General features: G+C 63.4%; 12 protein-coding genes and 1 pseudogene. 9 read left to right on the forward strand and 4 right to left on the reverse strand.

Translation table 11 applies throughout. The features are described from left to right. Nucleotides 1-67: 67 nt before the first annotated feature. Nucleotides 68-1336, forward strand: coding sequence for a YeaH/YhbH family protein (locus O987_RS11500; protein WP_003055857.1), 1269 nt, complete (start codon nucleotides 68-70; stop codon nucleotides 1334-1336). Then, nucleotides 1333-2967, forward strand: a complete 1635-nt coding sequence (locus tag O987_RS11505) for a SpoVR family protein (protein WP_043372302.1) — start codon at nucleotides 1333-1335, stop codon at nucleotides 2965-2967. The genes O987_RS11500 and O987_RS11505 overlap by 4 nt, the downstream gene beginning before the upstream one ends. Nucleotides 2968-3165: 198 nt before the next feature. Here the strand turns inward: O987_RS11505 and O987_RS11510 are convergent, their stop codons facing one another. Next, nucleotides 3166-3951, reverse strand: a complete 786-nt coding sequence (locus tag O987_RS11510; protein ID WP_003055852.1) for a MetQ/NlpA family ABC transporter substrate-binding protein — start codon at nucleotides 3949-3951, stop codon at nucleotides 3166-3168. A 157-nt stretch (nucleotides 3952-4108) separates the two neighbouring features. On the opposite strand from O987_RS11510, the gene O987_RS11515 reads away from it, so the two are divergent. After that, a complete protein-coding gene (locus O987_RS11515; RefSeq protein ID WP_003055849.1) occupies nucleotides 4109-4348 on the forward strand; it encodes a DUF3820 family protein in 240 nt (79 codons plus the stop codon). An 87-nt stretch (nucleotides 4349-4435) separates the two neighbouring features. On the opposite strand, the gene O987_RS11520 is transcribed toward O987_RS11515, so the two are convergent. Continuing rightward, nucleotides 4436-6265, reverse strand: coding sequence for a sensor domain-containing diguanylate cyclase (locus tag O987_RS11520; protein ID WP_043372305.1), 1830 nt, complete (start codon nucleotides 6263-6265; stop codon nucleotides 4436-4438). Between the two features lie 400 nt (nucleotides 6266-6665). Here O987_RS11520 and O987_RS11525 point away from each other — a divergent pair, with 400 nt between their 5' ends. From O987_RS11525 to O987_RS11550, 6 genes and pseudogenes are all read left to right on the forward strand, one after another. Continuing rightward, the gene (locus O987_RS11525) at nucleotides 6666-7172 is read left to right on the forward strand and encodes a sigma-70 family RNA polymerase sigma factor (RefSeq protein ID WP_003055845.1); all 507 of its coding nucleotides are present in this window, start codon (nucleotides 6666-6668) and stop codon (nucleotides 7170-7172) included. A gap of 6 nt (nucleotides 7173-7178) precedes the next feature. Further along, nucleotides 7179-8132: a FecR domain-containing protein gene (locus O987_RS11530; RefSeq protein WP_043372307.1), complete on the forward strand. Its 954-nt coding sequence runs from the start codon at nucleotides 7179-7181 to the stop codon at nucleotides 8130-8132. Between the two features lie 109 nt (nucleotides 8133-8241). After that, nucleotides 8242-10683 carry a TonB-dependent siderophore receptor gene (locus tag O987_RS11535; RefSeq protein ID WP_043376366.1) on the forward strand — a complete coding sequence of 814 codons (2442 nt, stop codon included), beginning with the start codon at nucleotides 8242-8244 and terminating at the stop codon, nucleotides 10681-10683. A 286-nt stretch (nucleotides 10684-10969) separates the two neighbouring features. Continuing rightward, nucleotides 10970-11260, forward strand: a complete 291-nt coding sequence (locus tag O987_RS11540) for a DUF3649 domain-containing protein (RefSeq protein WP_043372309.1) — start codon at nucleotides 10970-10972, stop codon at nucleotides 11258-11260. 2 nt (nucleotides 11261-11262) lie between these two features. Beyond that, nucleotides 11263-12950: pseudogene (locus O987_RS11545) on the forward strand (PepSY-associated TM helix domain-containing protein). After that, nucleotides 12947-13297 (forward strand): DUF3325 domain-containing protein, encoded by a 351-nt coding sequence (locus tag O987_RS11550; RefSeq protein ID WP_043372311.1) that lies wholly within the window; start codon nucleotides 12947-12949, stop codon nucleotides 13295-13297. The pseudogene O987_RS11545 and the gene O987_RS11550 overlap by 4 nt, the downstream one beginning before the upstream one ends. 229 nt (nucleotides 13298-13526) lie before the next feature. Here the strand turns inward: O987_RS11550 and O987_RS11555 are convergent, their stop codons facing one another. Beyond that, on the reverse strand, nucleotides 13527-14000 hold the full coding sequence (locus tag O987_RS11555) for a hypothetical protein (protein ID WP_043372312.1): 474 nt from the start codon (nucleotides 13998-14000) through the stop codon (nucleotides 13527-13529). 315 nt (nucleotides 14001-14315) lie between these two features. Beyond that, nucleotides 14316-14873, reverse strand: coding sequence for an NADPH-dependent FMN reductase (locus tag O987_RS11560; protein ID WP_043372314.1), 558 nt, complete (start codon nucleotides 14871-14873; stop codon nucleotides 14316-14318). Between the last annotated feature and the right edge of the window lie 99 nt (nucleotides 14874-14972).

A 14972-nucleotide genomic window follows, 5' to 3' on the forward strand; every position in this document is an offset into this window, starting at 1 on the left:
ACCGGTGGTCGTCCTGGGCGGCCACCGGCGCGATGATTGAGAACAGTCCCTGGAGATGGGAGCACAGATGGCACTGCATATCATCGACCGCAGGCTTGCAGGCAAAAACAAATCGGTGGGCAACCGCGAGCGGTTTGTGCGGCGTTTCAAGGAACAGATCGCGGAAGCGGTACGCAAGGCCGTGTCTGCGCGCGACATCCGCCATATCGACCAGGCGGAAACGGTCACCATCCCGAAAAAGGACATTCAGGAGCCTGTCTTCAGGCATGGACAGGGCGGTATCCGCGATGTCGTGCTGCCTGGCAACCAGGAACATGTGCGCGGCGATCGCATTGCCCGCCCGCCCAGCGGGGGCGGTGGTTCAGGCTCGCAGGCCAGCGACAGCGGCGAGGGGCAGGACGACTTCACCTTCACGCTGACCAAGGAAGAGTTCATGGATCTCTTCTTTGAAGATCTGGCCCTGCCGCGCCTGCTGCGCAACCATATCGGCAACACCCTGCAATACAAGACCAGGCGCGCGGGCTACAGCCATGACGGCACGCCCAGCAATCTGGCATTGGTGCGAACCATGCGCGGTGCCCTGGGGCGACGCATTGCACTGACCAAGGCCGCGCATCGAGAGCTCAAGGAGCTGGAAGATCAGCTCGAAGCCTTGCTGGCCCAGGATGACGGCACCAGCGAGGCGGTAGCCGAGTTGCAGCGTCAGATCGACGCCCTGCGTGAGCGCATAGGCGGAGTGCCATTTCTCGAACAGCTGGATCTGCGGTTTCGCAACCGCAGCAAGGTGCCTGTGCCCAGCAGCCAGGCCGTGATGTTCTGCGTGATGGACGTGTCAGGCTCCATGGATCAGGAGCGCAAGGAGCTGGCCAAGCGCTTCTTCATTCTGCTGTACCTGTTTCTCACCAGGCATTACGACAAGATCGAGATCGTCTTCATTCGCCATCACACCCAGGCGGCAGAGGTCAGCGAAGACGAGTTCTTCCACTCCACCGAGAGCGGTGGCACGGTGGTCAGCAGCGCGCTGGTTCTGCTCGAGCAGATCATCAGGGCCCGTTACCCGGTCAATGACTGGAATATCTATGTGGCCCAGGCCAGCGATGGGGACAATTTCAGCGACGACGGAGGAAAATGCCACAGCATCCTCGCCGAAAGAATACTGCCGCTGGTTCGCTACTACGCTTATCTGCAGGTAGTGCTTGAAGAGCAGAGCCTTTGGGATGAGTACAACCGTCTGCTGCCGCTGTTTCCCCATTTCGCCATGCGCAAGGTATCGGCCGCCAACGAGATCTATCCGGTGTTCCGTGATCTCTTCAAAAAGGATGGGGTATCGATATGAACCTCAATCTCTATCCCGTGCTGGATCTCAGGGCCAGCAAAAGAGCCGGCAATTCGCACGCGCAGGGGGAGTCGCGTTACCGCGATGTGCCACAGGCGCCGCTGGTGGCGTCCCAGCGGCCGTCGTCTCCGCTGCCCGATCCCAGCGACTGGACTTTCGAGCTCATCGAGCAGTATCACGCGGCGATTGCTGCCACGGCCGAGCGCTATGGTCTGGACACCTATCCGAACCAGTTGGAGATCATTACGGCCGAGCAGATGATGGATGCCTATTCCAGCGTCGGCATGCCTGTCAACTACAGGCACTGGAGCTATGGCAAGGAATTTCTGGCCACGGAGCGCCGCTACCGGCGCGGCCATATGGGGTTGGCCTACGAGATCGTCATCAATGCCAATCCCTGCATCAGCTATCTGATGGAGGAGAACAGCACGGCCATGCAGGCCTTGGTGATTGCGCATGCGGCCTATGGGCACAACAGCTTCTTCAAGAACAATTATCTGTTTCGCATGTGGCCCGATGCCGGCAGCATCATCGACTATCTGGTCTATGCGCGCGACTATGTGTCGCAATGCGAGGAGCGCTACGGGCTGGACACCGTGGAGCAGTTGCTGGACTCCTGCCATGCACTGGCGAATTTTGGCGTGGACCGCTATTGCCGGCCTTCGCACAAGAGCCTGTCGCGCGAGCGTGCCGAGCGCGAGGAGCGTGAGGCCTATGTGCAGCAGCAGGTCAACGTGCTGTGGCGCACCCTGCCTGCCCGAAGGGACAAGGACAAGGACAGTACGGTGCCGGGCAGCGAGCGCTTTCCCCGCGAGCCCGAAGAGAACATCCTGTATTTCATCGAGAAAAACGCTCCCTTGCTCGAGCCCTGGCAGCGCGAGATCGTGCGCATCGTGCGCAAGATCGCCCAGTATTTCTACCCGCAGCGTCAGACCCAGGTGATGAACGAAGGCTGGGCCACGTTCTGGCATTACACCTTGCTCAACACCTTGTATGACGAAGGCTGGCTGACCGATGGCGTGATGCTGGAGTGGCTGTCATCACATACCAATGTGATCTACCAGCCGCCGGCCGGACACCGGGCCTTCAGCGGCATCAACCCCTATGCGCTGGGCTTTGCCATGTACCGCGATATCCGGCGCATCTGCGAGAAGCCGACCGAGGAGGACCGGCGTTGGTTTCCCGATCTGGCCGGAACGCCCTGGCTGCCGGCTCTGCACCATGCCATGCGCAATTACAAGGACGAGAGCTTTGTCGGCCAGTTTCTGAGCCCGCAGCTGATGCGTGACATGCGTTTGTTCTCTTTGCATGACGATCCCGAGGAGCGTGATGTGCTGGTCAGCGCCATCCATGACGAAGATGGCTATCGCACGCTGCGCCAGTTGCTGTCCCAGCAATACGACCTGGGTACGCGCGAGCCCAATATCCAGGCCTGGAGCGTGAATCTGCGTGGCGACCGCAGTCTGACGCTGCGGCATACCCAGTACCAGGGCAGGCCGCTGGCCGAGGATGCGCAGGAAGTGCTCAAGCATGTCGCCAGGCTATGGGGGTTTGGCGTGCACCTGGAAAGTGTCAACGGTGATGGCGAGACACCGGTGCTGGTGCATTCGGTGCCAGCTCCCTCGCATTGAGATATTGCAATTGAAAATGGCTTCAAACGCTTTCCTCTAAAGCGCTGTAAGCTATCAAACTGAAAGCAAAAAGCGCTGCCGTAGCAGCGCTTTTCTCGGCTCGGGCCTTCAGCTGCAGTCTGCGGTCGGGTCTGCCCGGCCCCGGGACTATGCAGCCCAGCCGCTACACCCTGCGAAGAAGGACGCGGCCTTTGCGCATCAGAACGCAGGAACCACGGCACCCTTGTACTTTTCCTGGATGAACTTCTTGGTGTCTGCAGAGTGCAGAGCGCTCATCAGCTTGGCAATGTCGGCGCCGTTGGCGCGGTCCTTGCGGGCCACCACGATATTGGTGTAGGGCGAGTCGGCACCTTCGATGAACAGGGCGTCCTTGGTGGGATTGAGCTTGGCTTCGATGGCGTAGTTGGTGTTGATCAGAGCCAGGTCGACATCAGCCAGTGCGCGGGGCAGCAAGGGCGCTTCCAGTTCCTTGAACTTCAGCTTCTTGGGGTTCTTGACGACGTCCAGAGCCGTGGGGGTCAGGCTCTTGGGATCCTTGAGCTCGATCAGGCCATGCTTGGCCAGCAGAATCAGCGCGCGGCCGCCGTTGGAGGGGTCGTTGGGAATGGCCACGGTAGCTCCATTCTTCAGATCCTTGATGTTCTTGATCTTGCTGGAATAGGCGCCGAAGGGCTCCACATGCACCTTGCCGTTGGGCACGGCCACCAGCGAGGTCTTGCGGTCCTTGTTGTAGCTGTCCAGATAGGGCTGGTGCTGGAAGAAGTTGGCATCCAGCTGCTTGTCTTCCACTGCGGCATTGGGCTGGACGTAGTCGCTGAACTCCTTGATTTCCAGATCGATGCCCTGAGCCTTCAGTGCGGGCTTGATGTGGTTGAGGATTTCGGCGTGAGGCACGGCCGTGGCGCCCACCTTGAGCACGTCAGCGGCCTGGGCCGACAGCGCCAGAGTGGCAATAGCGATAGCAGAAAGAGCTTTCTTCAACATTGGTTCTGACTTTCTTCAGCAAGTTGCGATAAATCCCGGGCCTTGTCTGGGCCGCAGTGAACTAAGGTGCATAGTCTAGTGCCCTGTACCAAGGCCTGCAGGACATTTTTCTTATTTGGTTATAAGAGCGTCGTTTTTTATACAAAGCCAGTCTGTCATGAATCCCGAAATGCTGGAGCGCCTGGTGCGCGTGTCTATGCCCTATGGCAAGTACAAGGGCCGCCTGATTGCCGATCTGCCCGGCAACTACCTCAACTGGTTTGCCCGCGAGGGCTTTCCCAAGGGGGAGATCGGCCAGTTGTTGGCCTTGATGCAGGAGCTCGACCACAACGGACTCGGTGCCTTGCTGGAGCCGATTCGCAGGGCCGCAGGCCTGCCGCCCAGGGCGCAGGAGTAAGCCGAAAGAGGGTTGTCGGCCAGGCAAGGGCCGAAGGCCAAGAGATGAATTCGACATGCCCAGGCTGCAGCGGGGCAGCGCCAGGCTTCAGGTTCCGGAGCTTTGCGCTAGGTCCGAATGCTGAACAATGCGTCCCTTGCCTGCATGCTTGGCCGCATACATGGCCTCGTCCGCAGTCTGCAGCAGGTTTGCCGTGGAGCTGCCTTCCATGCTGATGGAGATGCCGATGCTGCTGCCGACCTGAACCATCACTCCACCTTGAAGCGCGATCGGCTGGCGCACGGCCTCCATGCAGCGCTTCATCACGGACATGGCTTCTTTGGGCATGTGCAGGCCGGATAGCAGCACCACGAATTCATCCCCGCCCAGGCGGGCGACGCAGTCGCCAGCCCGGGCCTGGGCCAGCAGACGGGCCGCGACCACGCGCAGGACCTCGTCGCCTGCGTCATGGCCCTGGGTGTCGTTGACCTGTTTGAAGCCGTCGAGATCCATGAAGCACACGGCAACCATCTGACCGTCGGCCAGCTCCTGATTCAGCGTTTCCTCAAGCGCGCGGCGGTTGGCCAGGCCCGTCAGCGCGTCGTGATTGGCAAGGTGGTTGGCGGCCTGTTCGCCGCGCTTGAGGGCATCGATGTCCACCAGGATCCAGAGCGACTCTTCGGCGTTGAGCAATGTTCCCGATGCATCGACCCACAAAAGCTTGCCTTCGGCATTGCGCATCTGGAACTGCGCATGGAATTTTCCCCGGGCGAGCAAGGAGCTATAGGCTTTCTCGCCGATGCGCCTGTAGGAGGCTTCGTCCGGGTACAGCATGCGCGTGGACGCGCCCTGCAGTGCCGCAGCCGACTGCTTGAGCAGACGGCGCATGGCCGGGTTGGTCCAGACGATTTTGCGCTCGCGCAGGCGGGCCATGCCGATCAGATCATTGTCGATGACCAGCTCCTGCTCCTTGCGGATGCGGCGTTCGCGCTGCTGCAGACGGTATAGCGCGACCGAGCCCAGGGCGATGAACGCGATGCACAGGCCGGCCAGACCCCAGGCCCGCCAGGCCGAGGCACGCCACATGGCCATATAGGCTTCGGTTCCAAGTCCCGTGAACACCGTCAGCGGATATTCGGGCAGACGGTGGTAGGCCGTGATGCGCTCCACGCCATCGATCAGGGTCGGCGTGATGTACCAGCCTTCCTCGCGGCTTTGGTCGATGGCACGGTGGTATTCGGGCGAGACTGCGGCCTTGCCGATGCCGGACTCGGCGTCCTGGCTTTCGGCCGGATAGCGCGCGACCAGCCGGGCCTGATCGGTGCGCAACGCCATGGCGCTGCTCGCACCAAAGGACTGCCGCTGGAACAGCTGGTGAAAATGCTCTGCCGCGACAATCGCATAGACGATGCCCTGGAACTGACGGTCATCGGACTGAAGACGCCGGGCCAGCACGATGGACCATTTCCCGAAGGAGTGGCTGATCAGGGGCTCGGACACCACCATCCGGTCTGTTTCGCGGGCTTGGGCGAAATAGTCGCGGTCGGCCACCGAAAACGGCAGATCAGCTTCGCTGGGCGTGATCAGCACCTGGCCCGTGCTGTCAGTGGTGCGCAAGGCCGTGACAAAAGGGATCAGTGCACGCTGCTCCTGCAGCATTTCATACAGGGCAGAGTTGGCGGCGGGCAGGCCGTCAGAGCTGCGTGCACGATAACGGCTGGCAATCGCCGACAAGGCGTTCTCGACCAGTCTTACCTCGGCAGCCAGCTCCAGGCTCAGGCTGCTCGCCTGGTGTCTGGTGACGGCCACTCCCAGCTCCATGTCCGCGCGGTAATTGGCATGCACGCCCAGCCAGGTGGCAAAGCACAGCAGGGCGGCTACCAGCAGGTTGCCGAGCACGAGGCGACGCAAAAGCCGGTGAGGATGAAAGCCTGTCATCTTGATTCTGGAGTTTCCTGATTGGCAGCCCGGACCGCAAGCGACGCGGTCACCTGTCAAGTAAAACATCGCCGAGCTCGGCAGTGCAATAGCCATCGGAAAGTCTATCGGAGGCTGCAGCTCGCAATCGTGCGCCGCCGCCGCGCCCGATGATTGTTTGCCTTTTGCCACGCCATCCAGTTGCCCCGATCTCTTGGCGAGCCCCGCTGAGGCCTGGGCTTGCGCGCAGCGATCCCCGCGTGGCGGCTTGCGATCTTGCTGCTGCCCGGCGTCCGGCCTCGGTGCGCCGGGCTGAAAGACGAAGCCAGATTCCTGCGGGTAAATAGTGACGCTTTTGCCTGCATTGAAAATGAGAATTGATATCATTTGAGCTTTGCCAGAGCTTTATCTCCATCGCACCATGTCCGCTGTCGAATCCGTCATCCACCGCGAAGTCACTGCGCTTTACATCGACCATCACGGCTGGTTGCAGGGCTGGTTGCGCAAAAAGGTCGGCAATGCCTTCGATGCGGCCGATCTGGCGCAGGACACCTTCGTGCGCATCCTTGGTGTGCGCGAGCCGCAGGAGATAGAGTCGCCGCGTGCCTATCTGACCACGGTGGCCAAGGGCGTGCTGGTCAACTGGTGCCGGCGCCAGGCGCTGGAGCGCGCCTATCTGGATGCGCTGGCCCTGCTGCCCGAGCCCGAAGTGCCTTCGCCCGAGCACCGGGCCCTGGTGCTGGAGGCCTTGCATGAGATAGATGCCATGCTCGATGCCTTGCCGCCCCTGGTGCGCCGCACCTTCCTGCTGTCGCAGCTGGAAGACATGAGGTACGACGCCATTGCGCTGCAACTGGGCGTGTCGCTGAGCAGCGTCAAGCGATACATGGCCCAGGCTTTCAGGCATTGCCTGGCGCTGATGGATTGAAGCGTCATGGAGGCACACCTGCTTGACGAAGCTGCGGACTGGCTGGTCCGCCTGAACGATGAAGGCTTGACGGCTGCTGAACATGCTGCCTTCGAGCGCTGGCGCCGTACCAGCGCCGAGCATGAAGGCGCCTGGATGCGGGCCGAGCGGCTGATGGGCAAGCTCGGTGGCCTGCCGACCGCGCTGGCCATGCCGACGCTGGACCGATCGCAGCGCCGCAGCCGAAGAGCCGCCGTGGCCAGGCTGGCGGTTCTGCTGGCCGCCGTGCCTGGTGGCTGGATGAGCTGGCGCATGGCGCAGCAGCAGGGCTGGACGGCCGATCTGCGTACTGTCACGGGCGAGCAGCGCAGCGTGACGCTGGCCGATGGCAGCCGTTTGCTGCTGGATACGGCAAGCGCCGTGGATATCCGTTTCGATGCTCACCAGCGCCTGATCCATCTGCGTCGAGGCTCCATCCTGCTGGAAACCGCCGCCGATCCCAGCGGCGTGGACCGGCCCTTGCTGGTGGCGACGGCCGTGGGGCGTCTGCGGGCACTGGGCACGCGCTTTTCGGTGCAGCAGGACAGCGAGGGCCAGTTCGTGGACCTGGCCGTGACGCAGGGCGCAGTCGAAGTCACCCCACACGCAGCCTCACGACCTGCGCAGGTGGTGCCCGCCGGCAACTGGGCGCGCTTGACAGCCCAGGGCGCCGGAGCGCTGCAGACGGCGAGTGCGCAGCAACTGGCCTGGGCGCAGGGCATGCTGGTGGCGGATGCCATGCCCATGGCCGAAGTCTGCGCGCGGCTGGCACGTTACCGCTCCGGTGTGCTGCACTGCGCTCCCGAGGTGATGGCCATCAAGGTCTCGGGAGCCTATCCCCTGGCCGATACCGACCGGGCACTGGCCATGCTGGCCGAGACCTATGCCGTGAGCGTGCACCAGCGCTGGCGCGGCTACTGGGTCACGGTGGCGGCGCGCTGAGTCCGCCGGCTCGGCCGCAAAAAAAGATGCAGGCAACTGAGACTTTTTCGCAAGTTGTTTGGCAAGCAAGGTGAACCACTCACTTTTTGCTTCCAAAGGACTGCTTTTCATGCCTGCTTCCATGGCTTCCCGTTCCCTGCCGAATCCTGTATTCAGCCCCGTTGCGCGCGCCGCCCGACTTGCCCTGCTGGGCTGGACGCTGGCAGCAAGCGCCGTGCAGGCTGCCGAGCCGCCGGTCGCCGGCCAGGTCCAGACCTACCGGATAGAGGCAGGCCCGCTGGGCCGGGTGCTGTCCGAGGTGGCGGCCACGGCCGGCATGGCGCTGTCCTTCGACCCTGCGCTCACCCAGGGCCGGCAAAGCCCGGTTCTGGCTGGCAGCTACACGCCGCGCGAGGCATTGCAGCGGTTGCTGGCAGGCAGTGGTCTGGAGCTGGTCTCGCGTCCCGGCGGCAGCTACACCCTGCAAAGGCAGGCCGTGTCTCCCATCTCGGGTGAGGAGGGCAGCACGCTGTCCGAGGTGCGCGTGACGGCCCAGGCCGAGCGCAGCGGCACCACGGAAGGCACGGGAAGCTACACCCAGACGGGGCCAAGCCGCACGGCCACCGGCCTGAGCCTGACGCTACGCGAGACGCCGCAGTCGGTCAGCGTGATGACGCGCCAGCGCATGGATGACTTCAAGCTGGAGACGCTGGCCGATGTGCTGGAGCAGACGCCGGGCATTGGCGTCTATCGCCAGAACAACGCGACGGACTTCCAGGCCCGCGGCTCGGAGGTGAATCTGCAGGTCGACGGCATGTCCCAGCTCAGCAACGGCTGGTACTTCGTCACCAGCACCATGTATGCGCTGGACGATATGGCCGAGATGGACCGTGTCGAGGTGCTCAAGGGCTCGTCGGGACTGGTTGTCGGCAAGGGCGGCTATGGTGCCACCGTCAACCTGATCCGCAAGCGTCCCACGCGTGAGTTCCAGGCCAGCGTGCGCGCCAATGCCGGCAGCTGGGATACCTACCGTGCGCAGGCCGATATAGGCGGCTCGCTCAACGAGGCCGGTACGTTGCGTGGCCGCGTGGTGGCCTCCATGACGGACGCGGGCAGCTTCCGCGACAACGAAAAGAGCAACAGCAAGATGCTGTTTGGCACGCTGGAGGCAGATCTCACACCCGATACCCTGCTGAATCTGGGCATCACGCTGCGTCAGCGCGAGGCCCGCGGCTTCGGCACGACCCGGCCCATACAGCGCTACACCGCAGCAGGTGCCGAAGTGGGGCTGATGCCGCGTTCCTTCAACAACGGTGCACCCTGGTCGGGCTATGAACAGGACAGCACCGAGCTGTTCGGCAGCGTGGAGCAGCGTCTGGCCCATGACTGGACGGCAAGCCTGAAGTTCTTCCATCAGAGCGTGAAGATGGACGACATGACACTGGGCTACCTCTGGAACAGCACCACCGCTGCCTATCTGCCCTGGAAGGATGTGGAAAACCGCAACTGGTCGGTCAATCTCGATGTCAAAGGCCCGTTCAGCTTGCTGGGACGCACGCACGAGCTGCTGGCCGGCATGGGCATGTCGCGCTACCACAGCGGCCTGCTCTACGGCAGCTCCAAGAGCGTACCGCTGGCCAATCTGGGCCTGAGCTATGCCCAGGGCGGCGGCGCGCTGGCCCAGCCAGACTTCGGCAACTGGAACTATGACCGCCATGTCTTCAACCAGCGCCAGCGTTATGCCTATGCCGCAGGGCGCTTCCGCCTGGCAGATCCGCTGCAGCTGATTGCCGGCATGCGCGTGACGCAGTACCGCCAGCATGACGTGACGCCCACCTGGTGGAACTACGATATGCGCGAAACCGTCACCACGCCCTATGCCGGCCTGGTCTACGAAGTGCATCCCCAGGTCTCGCTGTACGGCAGCTACGCCACTATCTTCAAGCCGCAAAGCGCTCAGGACGCACAGGGGCGCACCCTGGACCCCGAGCAAGGCAAGACCTTTGAAGTCGGCGCCAAGGGCGAATTCCTGGACAAGCGACTCAACGCCAGCATCGCCCACTTCTGGATGAAGACCGACAACTCGGCCGAGGAAACCGGCGCCTTCACGCCTGGCGGCGATATGGCCTACCGTGCCGTCAACGGCGCCACGCGGCGCGGCTGGGAGCTGGAGCTGTCGGGCGAACTGGCGCGCGGCTGGCAGGTCCAGGGTAGCCTGGTGCAGCAAAACAGCTCGCTGACCAGCTCCAGCCTGTATCCCAAGTACCAGCTCAAGCTCGGCAACACCTACCGCTTCGAAGGCGGTGCGCTGCGCGGTCTGACGCTGGGGGCTGCGACTCGCTGGCAAAGCAAGACTTCGACCAGCGACAGCCACAACACTCTGGCACAGCAGTCCTATGCCGTGCTGGATCTGATGGCCCGCTACCAGGTCGACAAGCATCTGTCGCTGAGCCTGAACGTGAACAATCTGCTGGACAAGAAATACTTTGCCGGCGTCAGCAGTCTGGGCGGCCTTTACTACACCTGGGGTGCACCGCGTAGCGTGAACGTGGGCATGCGCTACGACTTCTGAGGGCTGGCAGCACTCGGGTCCTCGAGTCCGCCGGCCACTTCTGCCTGAGTGCGGCGGTGCGCCAGGCGGGCTATTGCTGGCCCGCCCTGCCATGGTTCAGCCAAAGCCCGGTGCGGGCTGGCGGCGGCAAGCACGCGTCGCTGCAGGCACTGCTGCTCGGTCCGGCCTGTGCCAGTGCGTGGCACGGATGACCCTTTTTGGGTTTTCGTTTGTCATACATAGAGAAAGGGCCTTGCGGCCTGCTTCGCCCCGGGCTGTCCGGGGCCTTCATCTCTTTCCTTATGTCATGACACCATTCTTTCTACGCTTTGTGGGCAGCAGCGTTCTGTCCCGGCTGCTGGCCGCCGTCCTGGGCGGCTATCTGCTGGCCAGCGCCCTGGCCGTATTCCTGGCGACGGTCCTCTCCGAGCCGCGTGCCGAGGCGGTGCTGGCGGGTATGCTGTGGAGTTTCCCCGTGTATCTGCTGGCCGTGATCTGGGCCTTCTCGCCGGTGTCGCCGGGCCGCGTCTGGCTGGGTCTGCTGCTGCCCAGCGTCGTGCTGGCAGGCGCCTCGGCCTGGCTGGCTGGAGGAGCTTGAGCATGGCCGAGCGTAGAAATGCGGGCGGAGCAGGCCAGGGCGGTTTTCGCCAGGCCCAGGCCTGGCTGCACACCTGGTGCGGCCTGTGGTTTTCCTGGTTGCTGTTCGCAGTCTTTTTCACGGGGACGCTGGCGGTCTTCGAGGAGCCCATCTCCCACTGGATGACACCCGAGCATCACGCCCAGGAGCAGGCGCAGGCGGCCGCCCGTGCTTCCGGCCAGCGCGGGGGTGATCTGGGCCAGCGCCTGGCCTGGGGCCTGGCCTATATGGAAAAACACCATCCGGGGGCCGAGATGTGGGAGCTGTGGCCCTCGGATGCCGAGGGTGCTGGCGACCTGCGTGTCTACTGGTTCGATGAAAAGCGCCAGTACGCTGCGGCCGAACTGGATTCCGCCACCGGGCAGCCGCTGGGCAAGGACCAGGCTCACGGCGCCGTGCGAGCCACCAAGGGGGGGGCCACCATTTCGTGGATTTCCACTACCGGCTGCATGCAGGGCAGGCAGGCCTCTGGGTGGTCGGCATTGCGGGCATGGCCATGCTGGTGGCGCTGCTCAGCGGGGTCATCACGCACAGGCGCATCTTCAAGGACTTCTTCACCTTTCGTGCCCGCAAGGGGCAGCGCAGCTGGCTGGATGCCCACAATGCGGTGGCGGTGCTGACGCTGCCATTCCAGATCATGATTGCCTATACGGGGATTGCCATCTCCGCCTCGACCTTGATGCCGGCCGGCATTGCGGTCTATTTCGGCACGGGCAGCCAGGGACTGCGCGACTATGTGGTGGCGCTCAACGAGTCGGACAGGCCGGCACCGTCGGGCCGGTCCATGGCGGTTCCGCAGCTGGAGCCGTTTGTGCAACGCGCCCAGGCGCTGATGGGCCAGCCCGTGCGGGCCGTGGTCGTGGACAACCCAGGCGATGCGGCGGCACGCATCGGCGTCTACGGCTGGAACAGCGAGGAGGAAATGCAGCAGCGTCTGAACCCGACGACCGGCATGGTGATGTTCTCGGCGGCGACAGCCGAGGTGCTGAGGCTGCGCCAGCCTGGCGAGGTGGACGGTGGTGACGCCTCCATGGCCAAGTCGGTGATAGGCAGTCTGCACCAGGTGGAGTTCGGCGGCCAGGCGCTCAAGTGGCTGTATTTCCTCTGCGGGCTGGCGGGCAGCGCCATGATGGCCAGCGGCGCCATCCTGTTCATGGTCAAGCGCCGCGGCAAGCACCTGGGCCGGCAGGCCGGCGAGTTCGGCAGCGCCACGGCGCGCGTGTACCGGCTCGTCGAAGGACTCAATGTTGCGGCCATCGCCGGTCTGGGCCTGGCTTGCATTGGCTATCTGTGGGCCAACCGCCTGGTTCCTGTCGGGCTGTCCCATAGAGCGAGTTGGGAGCTGGCGGTGTTTTTCGGGCTCTGGAGTCTGGCGCTGCTGCATGCTCTGGTGCGTGCGCCCGCAGCGGCATGGCGGGAGCAACTGGGCCTGCTGGCCGCTTTGTGCCTGCTGCTGCCGCTGCTGAACTGGATCACGGTCGGTGACAGTCTGCCTGCGCAGATCGCTCGCGGCGATTGGGAGAGCGCAGGGGTGGAGCTGAGCGCCATGGCCATGGGATTGCTTGCAGCCTGGGCCTGGCGTTATCTGCGGCGCCGCAGCGCCCGTTCGCAAAGCCCGGTTTCAGCGGGCAAGATGGAGGTGGGAGCATGAATGTCTTGCAAGCATCGTGGCTGGCGTTGGCGCTGAGCTTTGCGGGCATGGCGGCGCTGGCGTTTGCCATGGAACGCCACCACGAGCAGCTCACAGCTGCCATGGAGATCTCTGCGGCGCGAGCGCGGCTGCTGCGCGCAGTGGGTGCGGGGCTGCTGGCTGCGGCGGTCATGCCCTGCGTACAGGCCTGGGGCTGGTCCGTAGGCATCGTGGCCTGGCTGGGATGGCTATCGGCAGGCGCATTGCTCGTCGTTGCCCTGATCAGCATCGCTGCCCGCGGGGCCGCTGCGGCTGCCTGCATTCTGGCTGCGGCTGCAGCGATCATGGCCGCTGTCTGGAGCGCCTGAGATCGCGGTGGAGGCCGGCACCAACGGCTACGACCCACTCATGGTTCATGGCCGCGTCCGTGCATCTGGCGTGTGGCGGGCAGATGCTTTTCCGGGTGCTGTGCTGCCGGGGAGCACAAAATCATGCAGAGCGTGATGAAAAAAAGGATGCAAAAAAGGGATGCAGGTGCATCCCTTTTTTTGACAGTGGCCGCAGGCCCGGCGTGCCGGGCTGCAACAAGCCTGTTGATTACTTGACAGCTGCGCGAGCGGCTTCTGCCTTGGCCTTGGCCTCGTCCAGCTGCTTTTGCAGGGCTGCAGCCTCGGCTTCGGCCTTCTTGGCTTCGGCTTCCTTGTCGCCACCGCCCATGGCGCCGGCAATGGCGTTGCCCGCCATGGTGCCGGCCACGGCACCGACGGCAGCGCCGGCCATGGTGCCCATCATCCCGGAGCCACGAGCGGCAGGTGCCGCTGCAGCTGCGGGTGCAGCAGCAGGGGCCGCTGCAGGAGCAGCAGCCTTGGGCGCGGCAGCGGCAGGAGCCACGGGTGCGGGCTGAGCCGGCGCCTTGTTGCCGATGCTGGCAGGGCGAACGGACTTGCTGCTGCCCATGCGCTTGGCCTGAGCCAGGGAAGGCACGGTCAGCGATGCGATGGCGATGGCAATCACGGAGGCAGCAGCACGGTACGAAGTCTTCACGAAATGGTTTCCAGTCATGGTTGTCATAGACGGCCGCCTGCACTCTGACGAGCGAAGGCAACCAGCATGCCCTGCAACGGTTGTCGCAAAAGGCTTGCTTGCTATGGTATTTAAAATCGAGAGGTGGATTTTCAAGGTGCCGAGCTGAAACTGTCCGTAAAAGGACAGGGCTCGGCGCCTGGCGGCCGGGTGTTGTGTGATGTATGAGGCCGCACGCTATTGTAGGAACAGTCTGCATGCGCAAAAGTTCCAGCAGTCTTCAAAGCAGGGAAATAGTCATGAAGTGCCCCGCAGCGCCTGGTGCGTGAGCGGGGCATGCTATCGAATCGGAGGAAGATTGCCTTAGCGCTTCTGGTGCAGCTGCACCCAGTCCAGAAAGCGTGTCATGTACTTGACGAGGAAGTCATGGCTGCCCTGGCTGATCTTGCCGTCGGCGTCGAGCAGCGTGTCGGACCAGCGCACAAAGCCCTCGGGCTGGGGCAGGGTGGGCATGTCCAGCGACACCAGCACATTGCGCAGGTGTTGCTGGGCCATGGCCGTGGCGGCCGCGCCGGGCGAGCTGCCGATCACGGCGGCCGGCAGTCCCGCCCAGACGGATTGGCCATAGGGACGGCTCAGGCCGTCGAGCACGTTCTTGAGCGATGCGGGGATGGAGCGGTTGTATTCGGGTGTCACAAACAGAACGCCGTTGCAGCCGCGAATCTGGGGCTTGAGGTCGTCAAAGGGCTTGAAATCGGGGGTGTTGTCGAAGTCGCGGTTGTAGACCGGCAGGTGGCTGATATCGATGAATTCGAAATCTGCCTTGTCCTGCATGAGTGCAGCCAGGCCCTGGCCGAGCTGGCGGTTGATGGACTGCTTGCTGAGGCTGCCGACGATGACGGCGATTCTGAGTTGGCTCATGCTCTGACCTTTCGACTGGGTTGAGGGAGATGCATGGCACTGTAGCAAAGCTGCCGGGGATGGCTGCGCCGCAGCGGACGCAAAAAAGCCGCTGACCCT

Origin of the sequence: Comamonas testosteroni TK102, from assembly GCF_000739375.1 — a bacterium.
Classification (GTDB): domain Bacteria; phylum Pseudomonadota; class Gammaproteobacteria; order Burkholderiales; family Burkholderiaceae_C; genus Comamonas; species Comamonas brasiliensis.